Below are 21,884 nucleotides of genomic sequence, written 5' to 3'. Positions count from 1 at the left end.
CCCTCCAGTGTGCCCCACCCTCCTAAAAAGTGGGGCCGATGTGGAAGGATTTCGCGTACCACTACCCCCTGATAGCTATCAGAGACCCTCTTCCTGTGAAAGCGTGTGCTGGTTAGTTTCCGCCCGCCACCCACGCCTCAGAGGCAATGCTGATCTGTCCATTGCTCGACTTTTGCAGCAGGCCGCCCGCAAACGGGCCGCCGGTGATGCGGTAAAGGGTGTCGGTGCCGTTGCTGGTTTCCTCCTCCAACTTGCCGAAGTCTTCGGGCTGCAATTTGGGGCCGTTCAGGTACACGCGCCAGGCATCCTTGGAGCGGGCCTCCATGGTGGTTCCGGAGGCCACTTCGGTATTGCCGAAATCGTAGGTGGTCAGACCAGCGGCTTCGGACACCTTGTGCTTGTCGCGCGAATTGATCAGGTCTTGCAGCTCGCCCGTGGCTTCATTGCCGCCGCCGCAGCTCGCCAGCAGCAGGGGCAGGGACACGGCCATCAAAAGGGAATTGAGTTTCACTACTCTATGTTAGTGGGCTTAGGCCAAAGCGCCTACAGGAGTCTTTGCCCGATTCTTTAGCCTGGGGGTATGGGCCACCTCTTTTACCTGATTGGGCCACCAGGCAGTGGCAAGCGCACTGTGGGCCTGGAGCTGTCGCAGCTGACTGGTGCAGCGCTGCTGGATAACCACATCATCAACGACCCGGTGTTTACAGCGTTCGGGGCTGATGGCGGAGCCTTGCCGCCCGAAATCTGGACGTTTACGCGCCGCGTGCGTGAGGTGGTGCTGGAAGCTGTCGCTGCCGCTCCGGCGGAACTCAGCCACATCTTTACCAACTATCTGGCGGACCTGCCCGGCGAAGCGGAAACCATAGACCAGTTTGCCGCCCTGGCCCGGCAGCGTGGGGCTGCGTTTGTTCCGGTTTATTTGACATGCCCTACCGAAGAATTGCTGCGGCGGATGCCTCTGCCTGAGCGCCGCGCCCGCCTGAAGCCAAATGACCCGGCTGCCTTGCAGGAAGTACTGGATAAAAGCGGGGTCTTGCCTGTGCCGCAAGGAATGCTGACGCTGGACACATCGCGGCTATCCCCACAGCAAGCCGCACAGGCCATTGCTGCCTGCGCGGGCCTGAGCCCCGTCTGAGCTCTGGTGTCTAAGGTTGGGCCCAGGTCCACCAGGCGTCTGCCAGCGTTCCGGCTGCAGCCTGACCCTGCGCTTCCTCGTGGCGGCCCAGGACCGTCAGGGCCAGCACTTGTGCAGGACTGAATGCCAGCGAGCGGTCTAGTGCCTTGGCGGCGGTGGCCTGCGCCTTGGGGCCACTGTTGATGTGGTGCTGGGTCAGGGCAATCAGGGCCAGCACATGCGGGTCAGCAGGCTCGTTCACGATTTCGGCAATCTTGAGGCCCTCGGCCAGCACGTTTAGCGCGGCATGCAGGCCAGTGCGGCTGCCCGATTCCAGCGCGCCGCGCAGCTCCAGCTCACCCAGCAGGGCAATGGCGGCCAGCAGGCTGGGCGCGTCCCCGGCCTCAAAGGCTCTGGCGTGGGCCTGCGCGGCCCGTTCCTGCGCCTGCACCGGGTCGCCGGCCAGCAGGGCGGCGCGGGCACGCATGACCTCGGCGCGGTGGTCGTCCGCCCCCTGAAGCAGCGGGAGGGCAGCTTCCGTGTGGCCCATCCGCAGGTGCGCCGCAGCCTGAAGCTGGCGCTCACCCGCCCGCTGCGCCCAACTTGCCGCCTGCTCGGGGAGACCTGCCTGAAGGGCCAACACTGCTGCCGGGGCCAGCTGACCCCCGGTCAGTGCACTGTCTGCGCTAAGCAGCTCACGGCGCAGCTCCTCCCACTGGCTGGTGCGCAGCAGCTCCTGCAATTTTTCGAGATAGATGGTGTGGGCGGGGTCGCAGTGCTTCACGCGTCCCAGTCTAAGCGGCCCAGCCAACCAAGGCCGCCAGAAGCTGCCGCCCGCGCCCTTGACACCGCGCTGAACGCTTGGTACAGTTATCTCCGCTTGCGAGTGTAGCTCAGCTGGTTAGAGCGCACGCCTGATAAGCGTGAGGTCCCCAGTTCAAGTCTGGGCATTCGCACCAGCGGCCCCACCCCGGTTTCGGAGGTGGGGCTTTTTGTGTACCTGCGGCCTGCAACAGTGCTGGACAGCGCCCGCAGTTCAGCGCCAGTAGCGTGGAGTCTCGGTGGCCGGGAGCAGGGCCAGCTCGTCGCTGCTGGCCCGCTCCCGCAGCGCTGCCAGTTCGGCGGCTGTGCGCTCCGGCCCCAGCCAGCCGTGCCAGTAGGCTCCCAGCGTGTCCAGAACCAAGTCCAACGCAACTGTTTGCTGGTCCGGTAGCAGTGGCGCGTACAGCAGGTCCAAGTCTTTGACCGGGCCACCATCTTCGCCGCCTACCGGCTGCCAATAGGGGAGGTCCACCGTCCGCAGACCCAGCGCGTGCAGCATTTGACGGCGTTGCTGGGCGTCGGTGCCGGTGCGGGCTTCGGCGGCCTGCTCGCCTGGGCTTTGGCGGCCTGCGTACACGCTGTCGGCAAAGAGACCCGCTCGCCCGTGTGCCCTGGCATCCTCCAGGCTGGCTTGGTGTAGTGCCCGGCCCACGCCCCGGCCACGTGCCGCAGCGGTCACCCCCATAAACGAATTGAAGCCCGCGCCGGTCAGCAGGTGATAAAGCGTGCCGCCCAGCACCTCGCCGCGTTCGTCTTCAGCGACCAGCAGCCGGTCCTCGCGGCGACTGCCCTGACCGGATACCAATGCCGGGAACATGGAAGGCGGAATCAGCATGTCGGGGGCGTAATAGCTGCTGTTCTGAATTCGGCCAAAAGCGTCTAGCGCAGGGTCTGTGGGGTCGGTCACGCGGCGGACAGTTATGGGCAAATGCGGCATAGGCTCAGGCTAAAGCGGGGAGCAGACCAAAAAGGTGCGCGCCCTCGTGGTTGGGATTCTATCTGTTCATTAAGAAGCCAGACTTGATAATTCTGCTATTTACATAAATACTAGAGGCATGGAAAACCTGCTCAAGAAAGCCGGGGCCATGTTGCCCCACCTAGAACTCTTCGGCCACATGGCGTCGCTGCGCGGCTTGTTGCAGCTGGCGGCGCACATGGAGGAGCGCGGTGACCGCGTGACACTGATTTCTCCCGAGGCCATTACGCTGGTCGGTAGCGACATGACCACCGACCCGGTCATTCAGACCTCGAAGGGGGCCACCGTGACTGCCGAAGCTGCCTACGCGCTGATGTACACGCTCAAGGGCCATGAAGCCCCTGAATACGCCGTGACCCGCGAGGAACTGAAGGCCCTCAACGCCCGCGCCGTGGCCGAAATTGAGGCGGGCCCAGCACTGGCCGCCTTTGGGGAAACGCTGGCCCGCTTGGGCCTGGGTGACGCCGTGACGGCCACCCCTGCACGTCCCGAACCCCAGGCTGAAGTGGCCGCTGCCGAGCCGCGTCCTGAGCGTGCCAGCCGCAGCCGCCGCGCCGAAACTCCGGCCCAGGCTGCTGACGCTGAGATGCCTGCCGCAAGCTGAACCGAATCCCTGACCAGAAAGGGAAGAACCAGGTCAAAAGAGACAGAGGGCTTAGGCTCTCTGTTTTTTGCTGGTTTGCGGCTGTTTTAGAAGTAGCAGGCCCAGACCCAGCAGCGCAGCGGCCAGCAGGCAGCCGACCAGCGCTCAGAGCTGGCTTGGCCCGCCGCCCATCCCGCTCAGCCAGCCGGGACCGGAAAGCAGCTACCCACGCCTCTGCGGGTCCGACACCAGCCAACCGAACAGGGGTGGCAGTGCCAAGGCAAGGAGCCCCAGGGTCAGGAAAGCGCCGGCCAATACAGCGCGTACCAACACAGCCCGTAGTGGTGAAGAAGTGCTCATTCGCCGAGTGTAGGTTAGGGCTAAGTGGGGAGGGGGCCCACGCCGCTGCCTTTCGGGGTCACGGTCACCCACCCCAGGGCTCGGTATGCCAAGAAAGCCTGTCATGAGGACACGGCGATTTTGCCTTTGGACTCGTGAGAGAGACAAGGAAACGCGGCACTCTGACCAGTAACCTTTGCCTCCGCCTCTTCGCCTAGGAGAATCCGCATGAATAAGCTGTCTTTGCCCGCCCTCGCCTTGACCGTATGTCTATCCAGTGCGCACGCCCAGACAGGAGTTGAGCAGTTGCCCGCCGACCTTGCGGCTCAGTACGCCGCCCTGGTAGACGCGACCCGCACACTGGACGCCCAGGCCTACGCTACGCTGCTGACTGACGACTTTACTTTGATCATGCCGGATGGCACACGGCTTAACCGGGACACCTACCTGAGTACTTTTGAGCCGGAGCAGCTCAGCTATCAGAAGCTGGACTACCGCTTTGACGGGGCCGAAGTGACGGGCGACACGGCCCGCGTGCAGTTCTGGAACCGGGTCGAAGCCACCTATACCTTGGGCGAGGTCAAGCAGCCGGTCACGGTGGAAACCCGCACCGAGGATCTGTGGCGCAAGGTGGGTGGAACGTGGCGAATGGCACAGAGCCGCACCCTGGAACTTGTGACCGAAGCCAGCGGTCAAGTGACCCGCCAGGTGGCGCAGGCTCCAGTGGATGAGCAAACCCTCGCTGCGCGGCGAGCGGCGCTGGCCCCACTGCTGCGGCCCATTTCGGCCACCGGTATGAATGCGCCCGCCGCCAACTTCGCTTGGCTGTCGGAGCTGACTGGGGGCACCCGCGTGCTGGGCCTGGGCGAAGGCTCACACGGGACTGCTGAGCACTTCGCGCTCAAGGGCCGCATCTTCCGTGAGCTGGCCGAGCAGTATGGCTATACGGTGTTCATGATTGAGGCCGACTACGACGATGCTTACGCCATTGACCGCTGGGTGCAGGGCGAAGGCAACCAGAGCGCCGAGGAGGTCACCCGCGAGTACGATTTCTGGACCTGGAAGACGCAGGAGATGGCCGACCTGCTGCGCTGGATGCGCGACTACAACGCAGGCCGAGGCGACAAACCAGCGCTGCGCGTGGTGGGTATGGACATGCAGGACCCGGCAGGCAGCCTGGCCCTGCTGACCAAGCTGGCCCCGCACGGGTCGCGGCTGGCGGAGCTGGGCCAAACTCTACGCACCGAACTGAAAGCGCAGTTCGGAAAAGAACAGTCCGACTGGACCCGCGCTGGAGCGCTGGCCGCGCTGCTGGAGCTGCACGCCCGCTTCCAACCGCAGGGGACGCTATACGCGCTGGACATCCAGCATCTGGCCCGTACCGTGCGGCAAGGAGTGGCGATGTCTGCCGGAATGCAGAGCGACGATTTCAACGCTTCGAATGCCCTGCGTGACCGTGCCATGGCCGACAACACTCAGGCACTGATGCGGGACCTGTTCCCCGGTCAAAAAGCGGCGCTGTGGGCACATAATTTCCATGTGTCCAGGGTGCCAGCGCAGGGCCAGGCCTATGCCAACCTGGGCAGCCACCTCGCCCGCGAGATGGGCACCGAGTACCGCGTCATCGGCTTCAGCTTCGGCGGGGGCGAACTGCGTGCTGTCCCCGGCAAAGCTGACGGCTGGGTGGGCCGCGAGCCGCTGGTCCTGAAGGTCCCGGACGCTCAGCCCGAGTCGCTGGACGGCTTGAGCGCCGACTTGCTGAGAGGGACCGCGCCCGCCGCCTTCCTGAACGTGGCTCAGGCAAATGCTCAGGCACCACTGCGCGAGTGGTTCGCTCAGCCGGTGAGCATCAGTGGCGTAGGCGCAGTGTATGTGGAAGGCATGCCGACAAACGGACCTGCCGACCTGCCCGCCGCCTTTGACGGCCTGATTCTGACCCCGCGCAGCAGCGCCTCTGTGCTCCTGCCAGTGCAGGAACAGTGACCCGGCAGGAGCGGGGCTGGCAATGCCGCGTGCTGGACGGGCTGGGCCACCTGTCACTCTGGACTGGCGGGACTCACGCAAATGAAAAACCGCCTCAAGGTGCTGCGCGCCGAACACGGCCTTACTCAAGCCGAGCTGGCGGACCGGCTGAACGTGTCCCGCCAGACCGTCAACGCCCTGGAAACCGGCAAATGTGGTCCCGGCCTGCCGCTGGCGTTCCGTCTGGCGCGGCTGTTTGGATTTAAGGACCGAGGACATTTTTCAGGATGAAGAGGGCTGGCCCTGGGGGCAAGTGGCAGAGCAAAGCCGCAGCGGCTTTTTGGCGTCGCTGCGGCACTGTGCCTGGCCCTTAGAGCTGTTGCAGGAAGGTCCGGTTGAGCGTGTTCAGGCGGGACTGTGGGAGTGGGCCAGTGCTGACGATTTCCAGCAGGGCGGCGCCCGCTTTCTCGGTGCAGCTGACGCGGATATACAGGTTGGGCGTGATGGCCCCGTTGTTCTTGCTGGTCAGCAGCATCTGGCGGCCATCGGCGCTCTTGTCAATGGGGATCAGGTAGGACCACAGCCCCAGCTCCTCGATGGGTACCGGGAAAATGCTCCTGCCCACACTGGCGTAGCGCGCCGTGTACCGGCTGCACGCGCCCGGCTTGGTGAGCTGGTGGGTGAAGGCAGGGTAAGGCTTGCCCGAAAAGTTGGCGCTGCTCAGCGTGGCCGCGCTGCTGCCGTCAATCGCGTAGTCGGCTCTGGCTTGGTCCGCCAGGCTAGGAGCGCATGCCGGGAGGCCCAGGGCCAGCAGGGGAAGTAGATGTCTCATACGGTCCAGCATAGACAGGTTGACGGATTTCTAAAACCGCACGCCGACCCGCACCACCGGCACGAGGCCGCCCACCACGCCAATGTCGCTGCTACTGGTCTGCGCGGCGATGGCCTGCACACCGACTTCACCGTACAGGTGGCTGCCTCCAGTGGGCAGCTCGGCCCCCACGAAGCCGCGCACGCCGCCGAATGCGCCCCGGTCATCGGCGGGCGCATACCCGCCAAATGCGCCGGCTCCCCAGTAGGTCCGGCCTGCGCCAAAGCCGTTCAGGCGTTCTGCTGCGACGGCTGCGCCGCCTTGCTCGTAGCCCAGACTCAGCCGCCAGGTGCCAGCGGTGCTGGTGCCACTCTGTACCTGCACCCCTCCACCAGTGCGGGCAATGTTGCTCGCGCCATACACCCCGAACGACTGGGCACCGGCAGCGGGCATCAGCAGGGCAGAAAGGCTAAGGGCTAGGGCCAAAGGGAGCCGAGATGCGTTGGTCATGCGCTCAGCATAAACGCAAGTTGCTGGAAAGGCCCACCGAAACGGCGCAGGTGGCCACTTGCACACGCCTTGTTGCCCTGCGCCTGGCTTATCCTGGGCAGATGACTGGCCCTGACTCTGTCCCCACTGCCGCAGCGGACGCTCCCCGCGTGGCCCCCAACTTCATCACCGAAATCATCGAGCGTGACCTGGAGAGCGGCAAATACCCCCAGGTCGTGACCCGTTTTCCCCCGGAGCCGAGTGGCTACGCGCACCTGGGGCACGTGTTCGCCAGCTTTCTGGATTTCCAGACGGCCGTGCAGTACGGCGGGCGCTACCACCTGCGGATGGACGACACCAACCCAGAGCTGGCGACCCAGGAATATGTGGACGCCATTGCTGACGACCTGCGCTGGCTCGGCTGGGACTGGGGCGAGCACTTTTATTACGCCTCCGACAACTTTGAGCGCTATTACGAGTACGCCGAGCAGCTGATTCGGCAGGGGGACGCCTACGTGGACAGTGTGAGCGGCGATGAAATGGCTGCCTTGCGCGGCACGCCCGACCAGCCCGGCACGCCCAGTCCTTACCGCGAACGCACGCCAGAAGAAAACCTGGACCTGTTCCGGCGGATGCGGGCGGGCGAGTTCGGGAACGGCGAACACGTGCTGCGCGCCAAAATTGACCTGAGCAGCCCCAACATGAAGCTGCGTGACCCGGCGCTGTACCGCATCCTGCACGTGTCGCACTACCGCGCTGGCGACTGGTGCATTTATCCCATGTACGACTTTCAGCACCCGCTGCAAGACGCCCTGGAAGGCGTGACGCACTCGATGTGCAGCCTGGAATTCGTGGACAACCGCGCCATTTACGACTGGCTGATGGAGCGCCTGGGCTTTGAGCCGCGCCCGCACCAGTACGAGTTCGGGCGGCGGGGGCTGGAATACACCATCACCAGCAAGCGCAAGCTGCGCCGCTTGATCGAAGAAGGCCTGGTGTCGGGCTGGGATGATCCCCGGATGCCCACCCTGCGGGCCCAGCGCCGCCTGGGCGTGACGCCTGAAGCGGTGCGGGCCTTTGCGGCGCAGATCGGCGTGAACCGCACCAACCGCACGGTGGATCTGGCCGTATACGAGAATGCCGTGCGTGGCGACCTGAACACCCGCGCCCCCCGCGTGATGGCGGTGCTGGAACCGCTCAAGGTCGAGCTGACCAACCTGACAGAGCCGCAGGAGCTGACGCTGCCCTACTGGCCGCACGACGTGGTGGCCCTCTCGCCCGACGGCCTGCTGAGCCTGCCGGGCGGTGAGCGCGTGCCCGCAGACCAGGCGGTGCGCGGGGTGCCGCTGACCCGCGAGGTGTACATCGAGCAGAGCGACTTTGCCCTCAGTCCCCCTAAGGGCTTCAAACGGCTGACTCAGGGCGGCATGGTGCGCTTACGCGGCGCAGGCATCATCCGTGCCGACGAGGTGGAGCTGGATGATGCGGGGCAGCCGGTGCTGATTCGCGCCAGCATTCAGCCTGAAGAAGTGGGCGCAGCGGGCGTGATCCACTGGGTCAGCGCTGGCCAGAGTGTGCCCGCCGAGTTCCGGCTGTATGACCGCCTGTTCCGGGTGCCCAATCCCGAAGGCGAGAATCCGCAGGATGCCAGCAGCCCGCTGGAAACCCCCGAATTTGACCCCGAAGGCATGAGCCACGAGGGCGACGCGCCGGTTAGCAGCGACTTTGTCCGCTTCCTGAACCCGGATTCGCTGCGGGTGCTGCACGGCTTTGTGGAGCCGAGCGTGCTGGACGACCCGCAGGACACCCGCTATCAGTTTGAGCGCCAGGGCTACTTCTGGCGTGACCCGGTGGACAGCCGCGAGGAAGGGCTGGTGTTCGGGCGGATTATTACGCTGCGCGACAGCTGGGCCAAGTCGCTCCCGCGGGCGGAGAAAGTATCTGGCGCAGGTCGCCCTGCGGTTGCCGACGCAAATGGAAAAAAGGCCACTGCTCAGGCTCCTGCCGAGGCCAAAGCCCCCGACTTCACCCCCCAGGAGCAGGCTGAGATGGAGCGGCTGCGCGGCCTGGGCGTAGGTGAAGAGGACGCCATTGCCCTGGCCCGCGACCCGCAGCTGGGTGAATTCTTCGCGCAGGGCGGTGCTGGGGCGCACGCCGCGCAGGTGGCCGCCTGGGTGGTCAATGATCTGTCTGGCGTGCTGCGCAGCGGAACGAACCGCCTGAGTGCCGCCGACTTGCCCGCGCTGGCCGAGCTGCTGGCCCAGGGCAGCATCAGCAGCCGGATTGCCAAGGACGTGCTGGCCCGCTCCGCCCAGAGCGGCGAAGCCCCCGCCGCTGCAGTGGAGCGCGAGGGCCTCAAGGTGATGTCGGACGCGGGCGAGCTGCGCCGCATTGTGGACGAGGTGCTGGCCGCCCATCCCGCCGAAGCCGAGGCGTTCCGGGGCGGCAAGCGGGCGCTGCAAGGTTTTTTTATGGGGCAGGTGATGAAGGCCACTGGCGGTCAGGCCGACGCGGGGGCGGTGGGCTCACTGCTGAAAGAAGTGGCGGGCGGCTGACCCAAGCTGGTCTGAGGCCAGTTGCAGAGAAGAGCAGAAGGCTTCCTTTCTGCCCTCCGCTCTTCTTTTGTTCCACTCTTGTGCTTAGTAGTTCGCCTGCATCAGCATGATCTTCAGCTCGTGCGGGCTGGTGGCGGCCAGCATCGCTTCGTCCTCGTCCATCAGGCCCTCGTGGACCAGCCGGGCGAGGTGCTGGTCGAAGGTGTGCATCCCGCGCATGCCGCCTTCCAGCAGGGCCTGCTTGATCTCATCCTGCTTCTCGGGGTCTTTGATGCTCTCGCGCACGGTGGGGGTGCCCAGCAAGATTTCCATGCCCAGCACGCGGCCACCGCCCTTGCGGGGCAGCAAGCGCTGCGACACGATGGCCACCAGGCTTTCGCTGAGGCCCTGGCGAATCTGCTCACGCTCGTGCGGCTGGAAGAAGTCAATGATGCGGTTGATGGAACGCATAGCGTCCTGGGTGTGCAGGGTGCTGAACACCAGGTGCCCGGTCTGCGCGGCGCTCAGTGCGGCTTCCACGGTTTCCTTGTCGCGCATCTCGCCAATCAGAATGATGTCCGGGTCCTGGCGCATGGCAGCGCGTAGACCGTTGGAAAAGCTCTGGGTGTCGGCCCCCAGCTCGCGCTGAATCATCATGGCCTTTTTGTCGCGGTGCAGCACCTCGATGGGGTCTTCCAGCGTCACGATGTTCACCGCGTCACGGGCGTTGATGTGGTCCAGCAGGCTGGCCAGGGTGGTCGTCTTGCCCGAGCCGGTAGGGCCGGTCACCAGAATGAGGCCGCGCTCGTGCTTGCTCAGTTCTTCAAACACATCCAGCGGCAAGCCCAGCTGCTCGAAAGTGGGAATCGGCTTGTCCTCGATCACGCGCATGATCAGGCCCACGCTGCCGCGCTGAAAGTAGGCATTCACCCGGAAGCGGGCCGTGCCGGGCAGCGAGTAGGCAAAGTCGTGGTCGCGCTTTTCCACAAAGGTGCCCCACATCAGCTGGGTGGGCAGCATCACCTGCGCGAAGTCTTCCATGCTCTGCGGGGTCAGCCGCTCCTCGCCAAAGCGCACGATTTCGCCGTCAATGCGGGCGGCGGGGGCACTGCCGGCCCGCAGGTGGATGTCCGACGCGCCGCGCTGCACCATCTCGGTCAGCAGGGCGTCGAACTGGTGTTTGACCTGGGAAGCGGGTTGGGGAGCAGTAGAGGCGGTCATAGTGCCCGTAGCTTAGGCGGGGCAGTCTTACACGCCTCCCTCAGCTCAGCCCCGTTAGCCGGAGTGCGGTGAGGGCAGCTCTTCTTCTTCCTGAACGGCCTGGAGGCGGCGAATCTGGCTGATGTCCTGCGCCGCCCCGAAGATGTCCCAGGCGTCGGCCTTGCCCTCGTCGGGGGTATGCAGTACGGCTGGCAGACCGCGCAGATAGCTGGCCTGGGCGATCAGATAAGCGCTGAGCGGCGTGGTCAGAAACTGGAACAGCAGCACCGCCAGTACCCGCGTAAACGCTGCCACATCGCTGAAGTCGGCGGCCACGCCCAGGTAGATGCCGGCTGAACCCAGCGTGACCAGCTTGGAGCTGGCGTGCAGGCGGGTGTACAGGTCCGGAAAGCGCAGCACCCCTACCGCAGCTGTAAGCACGAACACCGAGCCGAAAAGGATAGGAATATCCCGCAGCAGATTGATATCCCAGGCGGTCATGAGTGCGCTGAAGTCATGAAGGAAGCCGCTCATTTCATCACCCGGCCCAGCAGCAGATAACGGGTCATGGCGATGGTGGAAAGAAACGCCAGCAGGCTCAGTAGGACGGTGGCGTCCAGCATCGCCATCAGCTTGGTGCGGACGGCCAGCAGTGCGAACAGCACCACCAGATTCATACCGAGAAAGTCGAAAGCCATGATGCGGTCACCCCAGCTGGGGCCGCGCAGCACCCGCAGCGAGACCAGCAGCGCTGAAAGCGACACAATCGCCAGAGCCAGATTGATGATCATGCTGGTTTCACCTCGTCTACGATTTCCTGCAATTTGGCATTCTGCTCGCTGATGGCCTCACTGTAGGCTTCTTCCTGAACTTTGGGGTCCACCACGCTGGCGGCTTCTTCGTCACCGGCACGCTGCGCCGCGTCGGTCAGTGCAGCGGCCAGCTGCGTGGCGCGTGCGGCGGCCTGCTCCAGCGCCGCCTTGTGCCCACCTGGGTAATCCAGCGGGAACATGATGTCCAGAATGTAGTACTCCACCTCAATGATGGAACTGCGGACCTCCACCGGATCAGATATGCCGATGGAGTGGGCGTACATCACCGAGCGGTCAGGGCTGAAGCCCATCGCCACTGTGCCGGGCAGCAGGGTGATGGTGGCAACCAGGAGGGTCTGCATGGCCTGAGACTCGAATTTGATAGGAACGTCGATAATCAGGGGCGTGAGCTTGGGTTGGCGGTGCAGGGCCATCAGAGCCACCTGGATATTGGCGATCAGCAGGGACTTGAAGAAAAAGATCAAGAAGCGCGATACGGCCCGCCCACGGGCCACGTAGAGTTCGGCGTTGAGCGCCTTGGGAAACAGGTTGAGAATGACCAATCCAACCAGAAAGCCGGTGGTCATCTCGCGCAGGCCCAGATGCCCCATCAGCAGGGCGTAAGTGATGGCGATCAGGAAATTCAGGCCCAGGCCATTCATGGGTGGTCCTCCTCGGCTTTGGGAGCGCGGCGTGCGGGGGAGATGGAAGAAGGGTGGTCGGGGGCTTCAGGGTCTTCAGCGGTAGGAGCCGGCGGAATCTGTACCGGTCGGTCACCCAGGACCCCGCTGATGTACTGCTGGGGGTCGGCGAGTTGCGCCGCTATGCGGCTGGTCAGGCCTCCCAGGGGACCAGCGGCCAGTGCCGTCGCCGCGACGGTGAACATCGCCAGCAGCATGGGCGCTTGCTGGCGCAGTGACACTGGCCGGAGCTGCACTTCCTTGTCTTTGGCCGCCTTGCCCCAGAAGAACCCGCGCCAGATGTTGAGCATGGCATAGAGGATAATCAGCGAGCTGAGCAGCGCACTGAGGATGCCCAGGTAGATCAGCGGAGTGAGTGGGCTGGACGCGGCGAAGCCGGCCTGAACCAGCGCGAATTTGGCGATAAAGCCCCCGGTGGGTGGCAGGCCTGCGATGGTGAGTGCCCCCAGCATAAAAGCGGCGGCCCACAGCGGTCGGTGTTCCAGCATCCCGCGCACCGTGATGTAACTGGTCCCTGTCGCTTTCTCAGCAATGCCGGCCAGCAGAAACATGGCCGAAGTCACCAGGACACTCACGGTCATATAAAAGAGTGTGGCGTCCAGCGCCTCAGGTGTGCCGATGCCCAGGCCAAAGGCCATATAACCCACCGAAGTGACCACGGCGAATGATAGGATGCGCCGCCACTCGCGCTGCGAAACCAGGCCCAGCGCCCCGAACAGCATGGTGGCGCTGCCCAGAATCAGCAAGGTGGTCTGTGCGATCAGGGGTTCTTGGGTAAACATGGTGCTGAAGGTGCGAATCAGGGCGTAGATGCCCACTTTGGTCAAAATGGCCCCAAAAAACGCTCCTACGGCCACCGGCACGGCGGGGTAGGTGCCCGGCAACCAGAAGCCAAGCGGAAATTGCGCCGATTTGGAAGCGAACACGATCAGGAGCAGGGTACTGAAGGCGCTTACGTAATGGCTGGGACCCAGTTCGGTGGCGCGCTGGGCCAGGTGCGCCATGTTTAGCGTCCCCAGCAGTCCATAGATCATGCCGCAAGTGGCGACCAGCAGCGCGGAGGCCACCAGGTTCATCACGATGTAGCGAAAACCCTCGCGCAACTGCTCGCGGGTGGACCCCAGGACGGTCAGCGCGTAGCTGGCGACCAGCATCACTTCAAAGGCCACGAACAGGTTGAACAGGTCGCCAGTCAGGAACGACAGCTGCACACCAGCGGCCAGCAGTTGCAGCAGGGCGAACAGGTGGTACTGTTCACGCACCCGGTCCGGGAATGCGGCGCTGTACAGCACGGTCATCAGCAAGGACACGCTGGTCAGCAGGCTCATCCAGGCGCTGAGGCGGTCCGCGACCAGCACGATGCCGAAGGGCGCAGCCCAGGCCCCCATGGTGTGACTGAGGACCGTGCCGTCGCCCGTGCTCCATACCAGCAGGGCCGAGAGCACGGTCATCAGCAGGGTGACACCGATAGAGAGCGCACTCCTGGCGGCGCGGCTCAGGGGCAGCATCAGCAGCAGTCCGGTGCCCAGCGCCAGGATGACCGGCGCGGCGGGGAGGGCCGACTCGGTTCCGGGCAGAGGCCAACTCAGCTGGATCGGGTCAGGCACGGTCATAGGTTCTCCTTCTGGACTTGGTTGTCGGTCTGGTCCTGCGCTGTGCCCAGCGGGGTGTCCTGGAAGGTGCGGCGCAGCTCGCTCCGGGCACGCAGCAGCAGCATTTCATTGGACCCAGGAGCCGGTTCAAAGGCTTCGGTATCGGGGATATCGGGGCTGGGGTGGCTGGAATCTGCCTGATTGCCGTCGGGGTTGCTGGGGTCATCAGCCAGGTTGTCGCCAAACGCCGCCACGTCGTCGTGTCCAGCCACCTGGTAGGCGCGGATGGCCACGGTCAGCAGCAGGGCGGTGGTGGCAAAGCCAATCACAATAGCTGTCAGAATGAGGGCCTGAGGCAAGGGGTCCACGTATGGTGCTGGCTCACTCAGCAGCGGCGGTGAATCCTGCCGCAGCCCACCGGCGGTCAGGATGGCGAGATTGACCCCATACGAGATAAACGACAGGCCGATCACCACGCGCACAATGACGCGCGACAGTAGCATAAAGACTCCGACGCCCACCAAAATGGCAATCACAAAAGCAAAAATGGTCTCCATCAGCGGTCATCCTCCGTGAGCTCGCCAGGGGCGATATCAATCAGGCTTTCGGTGATGGTCATGGCTCCGCCCAGCACAGACAGAAATACGCCTAGATCGAACAGCATGGCGCTGGCCCACTCAAATTCGCCCGTGATGAAGGTGGTCAGGTAACCGTAATCGCTCTTGAGAAACCCCTTGTTCAGCAGATAGGGCACCAGACCAGTCATAAAGGCGATGCTCAGGCCTATTGGAATCAGACGGGTAAAGTTGATGTTCAGGGCGCTGCTGTGAGCCGAAATTCGGTACAGCAGCAGCGCGCAGACGGTCAGCGCACCGCCGACAAATCCCCCGCCGGGCAACTGGTGGCCACGCCAGAACATGAGTAGGGTCATCAACAGAATCAGGGCGAAGGCAGGCAGCGTCACGGTATTGACGATGGGGTCGTTGCTCAGGGATTCGCGCAGGTCCTCGTGCTCCGGGCGCAGTTCCCAGTTGCCGTCAACCGGCTCCAAATCAACCGTCTGGGCGGTCCAGGGCGTGGTGGCATCTGTGCGCTGCTGCTCATGGTCCTCGGCATTCTCGGCCAGAAAGTGGGCCGCCCGGCGCATGGCCCGCTCTTTGGGCGTTGCCAGCTGTCTTTGGGAGACTGCACGCTGATATTGCTCCTGGGCCTTGGGCGTGCGGACCTTGGGGCGAGCGGCGCGGCTGGCCTTGCGGGCGTGGTGGATGCGCGCAGCGATTCTTTTGGGACTCATGGCTTTCTCCCGTCTCTGGCCTGCTTGCGCCCGGCAGAGCGGCGGCGAACTGAGGTGCGTGGCTGAGCGCTGGTGGGGAGGACGCCCTGTTCAATCAGCTGTTGCCGTAGTTCCTGGCGTTCTTGTCGGGTGGGAATCAGCGACATGTTGGCTGTGGGGTCCGACGTGTCCAGCTCAGTGCGTTGCTGACCGGGTTTGCCCAAGCGCACCAGTCCCAGGACCGCCAGCGCCACCATACCCACCACAGTGATCTCACCCAGCGTATCGAAGCCACGGAAATCCACCAGAGTCACGTTTACCACGTTGTTGCCGCCCCCGCCCTTGTAGGAGTTGACCAGGTAATACGGTGCGATGGATTCCTTGAGGCTGGGCTGACTGGCGAGCACCAACACGAACATAGCGACGCCACTGGCAACGGCCAGCGAAATATCAGTGATGTACTGCGGGCGCGTGCGCGGCAGCGAGCGGATGCCCGGCAGGTAGCGGAAGGCCAGGAGAAACAGCACCACGGTGACCGTCTCGATGACCATTTGGGTGAGGGCCAGGTCGGGAGCGCGGAAAAACAGAAAAGTGGCGGCAGTGCCGAAACCGGTCAGACCCATCAGGATGACGGCGGTCAGGCGGTTGCGGGCCAGAACTACGCCTACGCCGCCCGCCAGCAGCAGGACCAGAATCAGCAGCAGGCTAAAGGAGAAGTCCCACTCCAGGCCCAGCGGCTGTGGGGCACGCAGCAGCGCATAGGCCACCAGCACGCCAGCGGCAAACAGGCTGAAGCGCAACTGGCTGGGCAGCGCCAGCCCCTGGGTCCGCAGGATGACTGCCGTTGCCACCACGTCCAGCCATTCCTTGAAGCCGTAGTAGGCAGTGTTGGCGTTCCAAGAAGGCGTTAGGCGCTGCTGAATGTGCGCGAACTCATGACGCCGCCACCATACGAACGCGGCAATCGCCCAGGTGACCAGCGTGGCGACCAGCGCCGGGGTCACACCGTGCCACAGCGACAGGTGCGGGTGGTACTCGGTGAACTGAAGCATGGCGCTCGCCGTGCCGGCCAGCACTTCGGCGGAGTGTGGCCATAGCCCGAACAAGGCGGCGGCCCCCACCAGCAGGGCCACGGGGGCCAGGATGGCGTCGGTGGGCCGCTCCGGGCGCTCGTTGCCCGGATGGCGCAGTGCTCCGAACCACACGCTCATAAAGCGCGCGGTGTAGGCGATGGTCAGCGCACTGCCTACCACAGCCACCAGGATGAACGGCAGCCCGTGATGAATCATCGCCTCAAAGAAGAGCTCCTTGGAGATGAAGCCGCCCAGCGGGGGCAAGCCCGCCATGCTCAGTGCGGCCAGCACCGCCAGCACGAAGGTGACCGGGAAGACCTGCCGCAGCCCGCCCAGCTGCGGGATTTCGCGGGTGCCGGTTTCGTGGTCAATGATGCCCACCACGAAAAACAGCGCGGCCTTGAAAGCGGCGTGGTTGAGCAGATGGACGGTGCCGCCGAAGCGGCCCTCGGGGTCGGCCAGACCGTACAGGCTCATCAGCAGACCGAGCTGCGAAATGGTCGAAAAGGCCAGCAGCGCCTTGAGGTCGGTCTGGCGCAGGGCCAGGTAACTGCCCCAGGTCATGGTCGCCAGGCCCACCGGCACGATAATGGCGGCCCACAGGGGATGTCCGCCGAACAGCAGCCCGAACTTGGCAACCAGAAACACGCCCGCTTTGACCATGGTGGCCGAGTGCAAAAAGGCGCTGACGGGCGTGGGCGCTTCCATCGCGGTGGGGAGCCACAGGTGAAAAGGCAGCTGCGCCGACTTGGTAAAAGCCGCCAGCAGGGTCAGCAGCATGGCCGGAATGAACAGCGGCGAGGCTTGCAGCGCGCCCAGGTCAATCTCCGAAAGGTTGAAGCTCCCCCCCGCTGTGCCGATGATGGCGACGGCGGCCAGCAGGCCCAGGCCCCCCAGCGCCGAAACCAAAAAAGCCTTGATGGCCCCGTCACGGGCAGCGGCGCGGGCGTGCCACAGGCCAATCAGGAGGAACGACGTGATAGAGGTCATTTCCCAGAAGCCGAACAGCCCGATCAGGTTGTCGCTGAGCACCAGCCCCAGCATGGAGCCGCCGAACAGCAGCAGATAAGCGTAGAACCGGGCAAAGCGCTCCTTGCTGGACAGGTAGCTGACCGAGTACAGCGTCGCCAGCGTCCCGATGACGCCAATCAAGGTGGCGAACAGCAGCGAGAAGCCGTCACCCCGGAAGCCCAGCTCCAGGCCCAGGGTCGGCACCCAGGCGACGGTCTCACGCAGCGGCGCGGCGGCAGGCATGCCCGAAAGCGGCAGCGCCAGCAGCAGTGCGGGGAGGAACCCCAGCGCGGCCAGGTAACCTGTGCGCCGACCCAGGTGCAGGCCAGCCCAGGCGACGATGGCCGCCATGACAAACGGAAAAAAGACGGCGAGAATCAAGGGCGGCTCCTCTCGGCGGGGCGGCGATGCCCGGTGAAGTTGGCCCCCTCAGCGCAGGGGAGACCGGGCGGCGGCAAATGAGAAATGGCAGATGTGGTCATGGCCCTCCTGATAGGTCGAACAGTTGAAATTCTGAAAGCCGGGTGATGTGCCATCAGCTCCACAGAAGTCGCTTCCAGCTTCCATATGCAAATATTTCGCTGCACCGATACTAAAGCAGTCCGGGCGCGAGCACGGTTTTGTGCGCTTCACTTGTGGCCGTCTGCACAGGGCAGCGAGCTGACCACAGGGGGAATGAGCGCGCCCTGCACTGCCCCCCCGCAGTGCCCAGCTGCGGTCCACATGGACGCCGCCGTGCCTCGGGCACTGGCCTATGCGGGCCAGCCCCAACCGAATTTCAGTGTACCAAGCGTGTCCCGCTGCCCTTCATCCGTAGGGCATTTACGCAGGCGGGGCGTGTGGGACGGCAACCCGCTAAGGTGGGGGCGTGAACCCTGACCCGCCCACTCCCGCTTATGGCCTGGTGTGCCTGACCGCTGGCCCTGAGGTGCGCTTCCGCACCGTGACCCGCACCCGCTACCTGGCCCTGAATGACGCGGAGAAGCGGGGCAAACTGCGGGACATATACAGCAGCAACATCGCCAAGCTGCGTGAGGCCGCCCAGTTCTGCGCAGCGCGGGGCATTCGGCTGTACCGGTTGAGCAGCAGCCTTTTTCCCATGCTGGACCTGCGTCATGGGGGCACGGAGGACCAGATTTCCGGCGAAGTGTTTGCCGAACTGGCCCCGCAGCTGCGTGAAGCGGGCGCGGCGTTTGCGGCGGTGGGCATCCGCACGCTGATGCACCCGGAGCAGTTCATCGTGCTGAACAGTGAGCGGGCCGAAGTGCGTGAAAGCAGCCTGTACGCCCTGAGCGTCCACGCCCGCGTGATGGACGCGCTGGGCCTGGAGCGCAGTCCCTGGAACCTGTTGCTGCTGCACGGCGGCAAGGGCGGGCGCGGGGCCGAGCTGGCGGCCCTGATTCCCGACCTGCCCGATGCTATCCGCCTGCGCCTGGGCCTGGAGAATGACGAGCGGGCTTACGGGGCTGCCGACCTACTCCCCGTGTGCGAGGCCACCAGTACGCCGTTCGTGTTCGACGCCCACCATCAGGTGGTGCATGAGCGCCTGCCGGACTACGAGCATCCCAGCCTGCGGGAATGGGTCTTGCGTGCCCGCGCCACCTGGCAGCCGCCGGAGTGGCAACTGGTCCACCTGAGCAACGGCATAGACGGCCCGCATGACCGCCGCCATTCGTGGCTGATTGCCGACGTGCCCAGCAGCTACGCCGACGTGCCCTGGATAGAGGTGGAGGCGAAGGGGAAAGAAGAAGCGGTGGCGGCGCTGATGAATGGGGAGGGGATGACGAACTGACGCTGCTGCCCAGGTGCAACCCTCTAGATTGGGGTTATGCCTGCTGCCAAATCCAAGCACCAAACTGCCGAGAGCGCCGTCCTTGCCTACTTTGCCGAAGTGCGGGCGGTGCAGGCCACCGGCGCGGGCGTGGCGGAAACCAGTTATTACCCCGCGCTGTTTGGCCTGCTCAGCGCGGTGGGGGCCAGCCTCAAACCCCGCGTCCATGCCGTCAACCACCTCGCCAACCTGGGCGCGGGGATTCCCGACGGGGGTTTTTTCGATGCTTCACAGTTGCAGCGCGGCGAGGATGCGGAGGCGCTCAAAGGTCAGCTCCCCAGCCGTGGGGCGCTGGAGGTCAAGTCGCCCGCCGAAGCGGTGGCCGACATCGGCACGGGCAAACAGGTCGCCAAGTACCTCGACCTGTACGGGCTGGTGCTGGTCACCAACCTGCGCGGCTTTGCCCTCTACAAAAAGGGTCACGTGGGGCCGCTGGAAAGTCTGGAACTCGCTCCCAGCGCCGACGCTTTTCGCGCCCTGCTGAGTAGCGAATCCGGGCGGGCCGCCCTCGCCGCGCCGCTGGCCGAATTCCTGACCCGCGCCCTGCTGACCAACGCGCCGCTGACCACCCCCGAAGGCGTGGCGTGGTTTCTCGCCAGTTACGCCCGCGAAGCCAAGCACCGGCTGGAGCGTGCGCCGCTTTCCGAACTGGCCCCGCTCAGAAAAGCCCTCAGCGAAGCCCTCGACCTCAGCTTTGAAGGCGAACAGGGCGAGCGCTTTTTCCGCGCCACGCTGGTGCAAACATTGTGGTACGGCCTGTTCAGCGGCTGGCTGCTGCACACCGAAAAAACCCCCGCGCAGCCCTTCAACTGGCGCATGGCCGCGTGGGAATTGCACCTGCCCGTCATGCAGGGCCTCTTTTCGCAACTCGCCAACCCCAGCGCCCAGCGCAGCCTGAACCTCACCGACCTGCTCGACCGCACTGCCGCCACGCTGGAACGGGTCAACCTGGGAGCCTTCAGCAGCCGCTTTCAGGGCGACGCGGTGCAGTACTTTTACGAGCCGTTTCTGGCGGCTTACGACCCCGAACTCCGCAAGCAATTCGGTGTGTGGTACACCCCCGCTGACGTGGTGGAGTACATGGTCGAGCGGGTAGACCAGTCGCTGCGGGAAGATTTGGGCCTCGGCCTCGGCCTGGCCGACCCCAGCGTGTACGTCCTCGACCCCGCGACAGGCACGGGCAGTTACCTCACCGCCGTGCTGGGCCGCATCGAGCGCACGCTCAGGGCGCAGCCCGACTGGGACGATGCCAGCGCCGAAGAACTGAAAAAGGCCGCCACTCAGCGCCTCTTTGGGTTTGAAATCATGCCCGCGCCCTATGTGATTGCCCACATGCGGATGGGTCAGCGCCTCGCCCGCAGCGGGGCCGCGCTGGAAGGCCAGGAACGCGCCGCCATTTACCTCACCAACGCCCTGACCAACTGGCACAGTGCCCCGCCGCGTCTGGATATGCCCGAACTGCAAGCCGAGCAGGACGCCGCGCAGCACGTCAAGCAGAACCAGCCCATTCTGGTCATTCTGGGCAACCCGCCCTACAGCGCCTTTGTCGGCACCAGTCAGGACGAAGAAGGCGGCCTGATAGACGAGTACAAGCAAGGTCTGGTGAGAGAATGGGGCATCAAAAAGTTCAATCTGGACGACCTGTACGTCCGCTTTTTCCGCGTAGCCGAGCGCAAAATCGGCCAGACGGGGCGTGGCATCGTCTGCTTTATCAGCCCGTACTCGTACCTGTCCGACCCCAGTTTCGTGGTCATGCGGCGCAAGCTGCTGGGACAGTTTGACCGCCTGAGCATAGACAACCTGAACGGCGACAGCCGCGAAACGGGCAAGCGCACCCCCGACGGTCTGCCCGACCCCAGCATCTTTTCCACGCCGCTCAACCGCGCAGGCATCCGCACAGGCACGGCCATTTCGCTGATGGTCAAGGTGGGCGAAGGCGTAGAGCAGCGCGTGAGCTACCGCGAATTCTGGGGCGCGGGCAAGGCCGAGGCGCTGCGCCAAAGCCTGAGCGCGGGCGGCCCCGCCTACGAGCAGGCGCATCCCACCGCCGAGAACCGCTACAGCCTGAAGCCGATAGCCGAAAGTGGCGAGTACGGGCAGTGGGTGAAGGTTGTGGATTTGGCTGAAGTGCCGCCGTTTAATGGCCCTATCGAGCGGCGCGGCTTGGCGTTGATTGACATGGATGAATCCGCTTTGGCTCATCGCGTAGGCAGCTATTTCAATCCTGAAATTGACGACGCAACTGTAGACAGCTTGCACCCCAAACTGATGATGACGGGTAACAGAATCGTCGGTTCGGATGCACGCAGAAAGTTGCTTGCTGAACACACTTTCAGCGCTGAAAATATCGTCCGCTACCCGTTCAAGCCATTTGACGTGCGTCACGCTTATCTGGCTAACATTCGGCCCCTTTTCAGTGAGCCAAGCCCTCAGCTTCTTGAGCACAGAAATCCAGAGAATGCTTTCTTCATCACGCGAGATACGGCAGACAAAGCCGGAGAGGGTGTCCCGTTCCTCAGTAGGTGACAACTTCACTTTCAGCCGCTCCTGGCGGGCAAAAAGCCTGGATGAACACCTCCAGGACCGCCATGAACTGTTGGGGTTTCCACCGGAGGGCATCCACGAGATGCTGAGCACCGTGCCGCACCAGACTGACCGCTCTCCGACCATGCTTCAGAACGGGAATGGGCCAGGCCTGACTACCCCTCAAAACTCCGGTAACACTGTCTGAGACGCCAGATTCTATAGACATAAAAAGAGC

General features: G+C 64.3%; 19 protein-coding genes, 1 tRNA gene and 2 pseudogenes. 8 read left to right on the top strand and 14 right to left on the bottom strand.

Features of this window, described 5'->3' with window-relative positions; all coding sequences use genetic code 11:
* Positions 1-112: 112 nt before the first annotated feature.
* Complete coding sequence (locus IE158_RS11590; RefSeq protein WP_189643867.1) at positions 113-511, bottom strand: hypothetical protein; 399 nt, start codon at positions 509-511, stop codon at positions 113-115.
* Positions 512-580: 69 nt separating this feature from the next.
* Between IE158_RS11590 and IE158_RS11585 the strand changes: the two genes are divergently transcribed.
* Positions 581-1,135: a P-loop nucleotide/nucleoside kinase family protein gene (locus IE158_RS11585; RefSeq protein ID WP_189643866.1), complete on the top strand. Its 555-nt coding sequence runs from the start codon at positions 581-583 to the stop codon at positions 1,133-1,135.
* A gap of 10 nt (positions 1,136-1,145) precedes the next feature.
* On the opposite strand, the gene IE158_RS11580 is transcribed toward IE158_RS11585, so the two are convergent.
* Positions 1,146-1,898: a hypothetical protein gene (locus tag IE158_RS11580; RefSeq protein ID WP_189643865.1), complete on the bottom strand. Its 753-nt coding sequence runs from the start codon at positions 1,896-1,898 to the stop codon at positions 1,146-1,148.
* A 98-nt stretch (positions 1,899-1,996) separates the two neighbouring features.
* Here IE158_RS11580 and IE158_RS11575 point away from each other — a divergent pair.
* A tRNA-Ile gene (locus IE158_RS11575) sits at positions 1,997-2,073 on the top strand.
* Between the two features lie 77 nt (positions 2,074-2,150).
* On the opposite strand, the gene IE158_RS11570 is transcribed toward IE158_RS11575, so the two are convergent.
* Positions 2,151-2,873, bottom strand: coding sequence for a GNAT family N-acetyltransferase (locus IE158_RS11570; protein ID WP_189643864.1), 723 nt, complete (start codon positions 2,871-2,873; stop codon positions 2,151-2,153).
* Positions 2,874-2,991: 118 nt separating this feature from the next.
* On the opposite strand from IE158_RS11570, the gene IE158_RS11565 reads away from it, so the two are divergent.
* The 3 genes and pseudogenes from IE158_RS11565 to IE158_RS11555 form a co-directional block, all read left to right on the top strand.
* Positions 2,992-3,516, top strand: a complete 525-nt coding sequence (locus IE158_RS11565; protein WP_189643863.1) for a multidrug DMT transporter — start codon at positions 2,992-2,994, stop codon at positions 3,514-3,516.
* Positions 3,517-4,062: 546 nt separating this feature from the next.
* Entirely contained in the window at positions 4,063-5,817 is a 1,755-nt protein-coding gene (locus tag IE158_RS11560; RefSeq protein ID WP_189643862.1) for an erythromycin esterase family protein, read from the top strand.
* 81 nt (positions 5,818-5,898) lie between these two features.
* Positions 5,899-6,088, top strand: a pseudogene (locus IE158_RS11555) (helix-turn-helix transcriptional regulator); the annotation flags it as partial.
* A gap of 78 nt (positions 6,089-6,166) precedes the next feature.
* On the opposite strand, the gene IE158_RS11550 reads toward IE158_RS11555, so the two are convergent.
* Positions 6,167-6,628 (bottom strand): hypothetical protein, encoded by a 462-nt coding sequence (locus IE158_RS11550; protein WP_189643860.1) that lies wholly within the window; start codon positions 6,626-6,628, stop codon positions 6,167-6,169.
* Between the two features lie 30 nt (positions 6,629-6,658).
* Positions 6,659-7,117: a hypothetical protein gene (locus tag IE158_RS11545; protein ID WP_189643859.1), complete on the bottom strand. Its 459-nt coding sequence runs from the start codon at positions 7,115-7,117 to the stop codon at positions 6,659-6,661.
* Positions 7,118-7,218: 101 nt separating this feature from the next.
* On the opposite strand from IE158_RS11545, the gene IE158_RS11540 reads away from it, so the two are divergent.
* The gene (locus tag IE158_RS11540; RefSeq protein WP_189643858.1) at positions 7,219-9,651 is read left to right on the top strand and encodes a glutamine--tRNA ligase/YqeY domain fusion protein; all 2,433 of its coding nucleotides are present in this window, start codon (positions 7,219-7,221) and stop codon (positions 9,649-9,651) included.
* Positions 9,652-9,735: 84 nt separating this feature from the next.
* Here IE158_RS11540 and IE158_RS11535 read toward each other — a convergent pair whose 3' ends face one another.
* The 8 genes from IE158_RS11535 to mbhE are packed head-to-tail and all read right to left on the bottom strand — an operon-like array spanning position 9,736 to position 17,673.
* The gene (locus IE158_RS11535; RefSeq protein WP_189643857.1) at positions 9,736-10,851 is read right to left on the bottom strand and encodes a PilT/PilU family type 4a pilus ATPase; all 1,116 of its coding nucleotides are present in this window, start codon (positions 10,849-10,851) and stop codon (positions 9,736-9,738) included.
* A 54-nt stretch (positions 10,852-10,905) separates the two neighbouring features.
* Positions 10,906-11,364 (bottom strand): monovalent cation/H(+) antiporter subunit G, encoded by a 459-nt coding sequence (gene mnhG, locus IE158_RS11530; RefSeq protein ID WP_229839097.1) that lies wholly within the window; start codon positions 11,362-11,364, stop codon positions 10,906-10,908.
* Positions 11,361-11,621, bottom strand: coding sequence for a monovalent cation/H+ antiporter complex subunit F (locus IE158_RS11525; protein WP_189643856.1), 261 nt, complete (start codon positions 11,619-11,621; stop codon positions 11,361-11,363). The genes mnhG and IE158_RS11525 overlap by 4 nt, the downstream gene beginning before the upstream one ends.
* A complete protein-coding gene (locus tag IE158_RS11520) occupies positions 11,618-12,304 on the bottom strand; it encodes a Na+/H+ antiporter subunit E (protein WP_189643855.1) in 687 nt (228 codons plus the stop codon). Before IE158_RS11520 ends, IE158_RS11525 begins: the two co-directional genes overlap by 4 nt.
* Positions 12,301-13,956 (bottom strand): proton-conducting transporter transmembrane domain-containing protein, encoded by a 1,656-nt coding sequence (locus tag IE158_RS11515; protein WP_189643854.1) that lies wholly within the window; start codon positions 13,954-13,956, stop codon positions 12,301-12,303. The genes IE158_RS11520 and IE158_RS11515 overlap by 4 nt, the downstream gene beginning before the upstream one ends.
* Positions 13,953-14,492 carry a Na+/H+ antiporter subunit C gene (locus IE158_RS11510; protein WP_189643853.1) on the bottom strand — a complete coding sequence of 180 codons (540 nt, stop codon included), beginning with the start codon at positions 14,490-14,492 and terminating at the stop codon, positions 13,953-13,955. The genes IE158_RS11515 and IE158_RS11510 overlap by 4 nt, the downstream gene beginning before the upstream one ends.
* Positions 14,492-15,229: an MnhB domain-containing protein gene (locus tag IE158_RS11505; protein WP_229839096.1), complete on the bottom strand. Its 738-nt coding sequence runs from the start codon at positions 15,227-15,229 to the stop codon at positions 14,492-14,494. Before IE158_RS11505 ends, IE158_RS11510 begins: the two co-directional genes overlap by 1 nt.
* Positions 15,226-17,673: a hydrogen gas-evolving membrane-bound hydrogenase subunit E gene (mbhE, locus tag IE158_RS11500; RefSeq protein ID WP_189643852.1), complete on the bottom strand. Its 2,448-nt coding sequence runs from the start codon at positions 17,671-17,673 to the stop codon at positions 15,226-15,228. The genes IE158_RS11505 and mbhE overlap by 4 nt, the downstream gene beginning before the upstream one ends.
* Positions 17,674-18,160: 487 nt before the next feature.
* On the opposite strand from mbhE, the gene uvsE reads away from it, so the two are divergent.
* Complete coding sequence (uvsE, locus tag IE158_RS11495) at positions 18,161-19,084, top strand: UV DNA damage repair endonuclease UvsE (RefSeq protein ID WP_189643851.1); 924 nt, start codon at positions 18,161-18,163, stop codon at positions 19,082-19,084.
* A 36-nt stretch (positions 19,085-19,120) separates the two neighbouring features.
* Positions 19,121-21,649: an N-6 DNA methylase gene (locus IE158_RS11490; RefSeq protein WP_189643850.1), complete on the top strand. Its 2,529-nt coding sequence runs from the start codon at positions 19,121-19,123 to the stop codon at positions 21,647-21,649.
* On the opposite strand, the pseudogene IE158_RS11485 reads toward IE158_RS11490, so the two are convergent.
* Positions 21,639-21,884 (bottom strand): annotated as a pseudogene (locus IE158_RS11485) (hypothetical protein); the annotation flags it as partial. The gene IE158_RS11490 and the pseudogene IE158_RS11485 sit on opposite strands and share 11 nt — an antisense overlap.

It is taken from the genome of Deinococcus piscis, assembly GCF_014653275.1.
Lineage (GTDB): Bacteria > Deinococcota > Deinococci > Deinococcales > Deinococcaceae > Deinococcus > Deinococcus piscis.
The sequence above is the reverse complement of the archived record's forward strand: the minus strand, read 5'-3'. Positions and strand labels throughout refer to the sequence as shown.

Bases quoted from the DNA above. Each gene is read 5' to 3' on its own strand.
- IE158_RS11550 (WP_189643860.1), bottom strand. From the start codon at position 6,628: ATGAGACATCTACTTCCCCTGCTGGCCCTGGGCCTCCCGGCATGCGCT.
- IE158_RS11540 (WP_189643858.1), top strand. From the start codon at position 7,219: ATGACTGGCCCTGACTCTGTCCCCACTGCCGCAGCGGACGCTCCCCGC.
- IE158_RS11520 (WP_189643855.1), bottom strand. From the start codon at position 12,304: ATGAATGGCCTGGGCCTGAATTTCCTGATCGCCATCACTTACGCCCTG.
- IE158_RS11585 (WP_189643866.1), top strand. From the start codon at position 581: ATGGGCCACCTCTTTTACCTGATTGGGCCACCAGGCAGTGGCAAGCGC.
- IE158_RS11490 (WP_189643850.1), top strand. From the start codon at position 19,121: ATGCCTGCTGCCAAATCCAAGCACCAAACTGCCGAGAGCGCCGTCCTT.
- mnhG (WP_229839097.1), bottom strand. From the start codon at position 11,364: ATGAGCGGCTTCCTTCATGACTTCAGCGCACTCATGACCGCCTGGGAT.
- IE158_RS11545 (WP_189643859.1), bottom strand. From the start codon at position 7,117: ATGACCAACGCATCTCGGCTCCCTTTGGCCCTAGCCCTTAGCCTTTCT.
- IE158_RS11515 (WP_189643854.1), bottom strand. From the start codon at position 13,956: ATGACCGTGCCTGACCCGATCCAGCTGAGTTGGCCTCTGCCCGGAACC.
- IE158_RS11535 (WP_189643857.1), bottom strand. From the start codon at position 10,851: ATGACCGCCTCTACTGCTCCCCAACCCGCTTCCCAGGTCAAACACCAG.
- IE158_RS11510 (WP_189643853.1), bottom strand. From the start codon at position 14,492: ATGGAGACCATTTTTGCTTTTGTGATTGCCATTTTGGTGGGCGTCGGA.
- IE158_RS11560 (WP_189643862.1), top strand. From the start codon at position 4,063: ATGAATAAGCTGTCTTTGCCCGCCCTCGCCTTGACCGTATGTCTATCC.
- IE158_RS11565 (WP_189643863.1), top strand. From the start codon at position 2,992: ATGGAAAACCTGCTCAAGAAAGCCGGGGCCATGTTGCCCCACCTAGAA.
- IE158_RS11525 (WP_189643856.1), bottom strand. From the start codon at position 11,621: ATGATCATCAATCTGGCTCTGGCGATTGTGTCGCTTTCAGCGCTGCTG.
- IE158_RS11570 (WP_189643864.1), bottom strand. From the start codon at position 2,873: ATGCCGCATTTGCCCATAACTGTCCGCCGCGTGACCGACCCCACAGAC.
- IE158_RS11505 (WP_229839096.1), bottom strand. From the start codon at position 15,229: ATGAGTCCCAAAAGAATCGCTGCGCGCATCCACCACGCCCGCAAGGCC.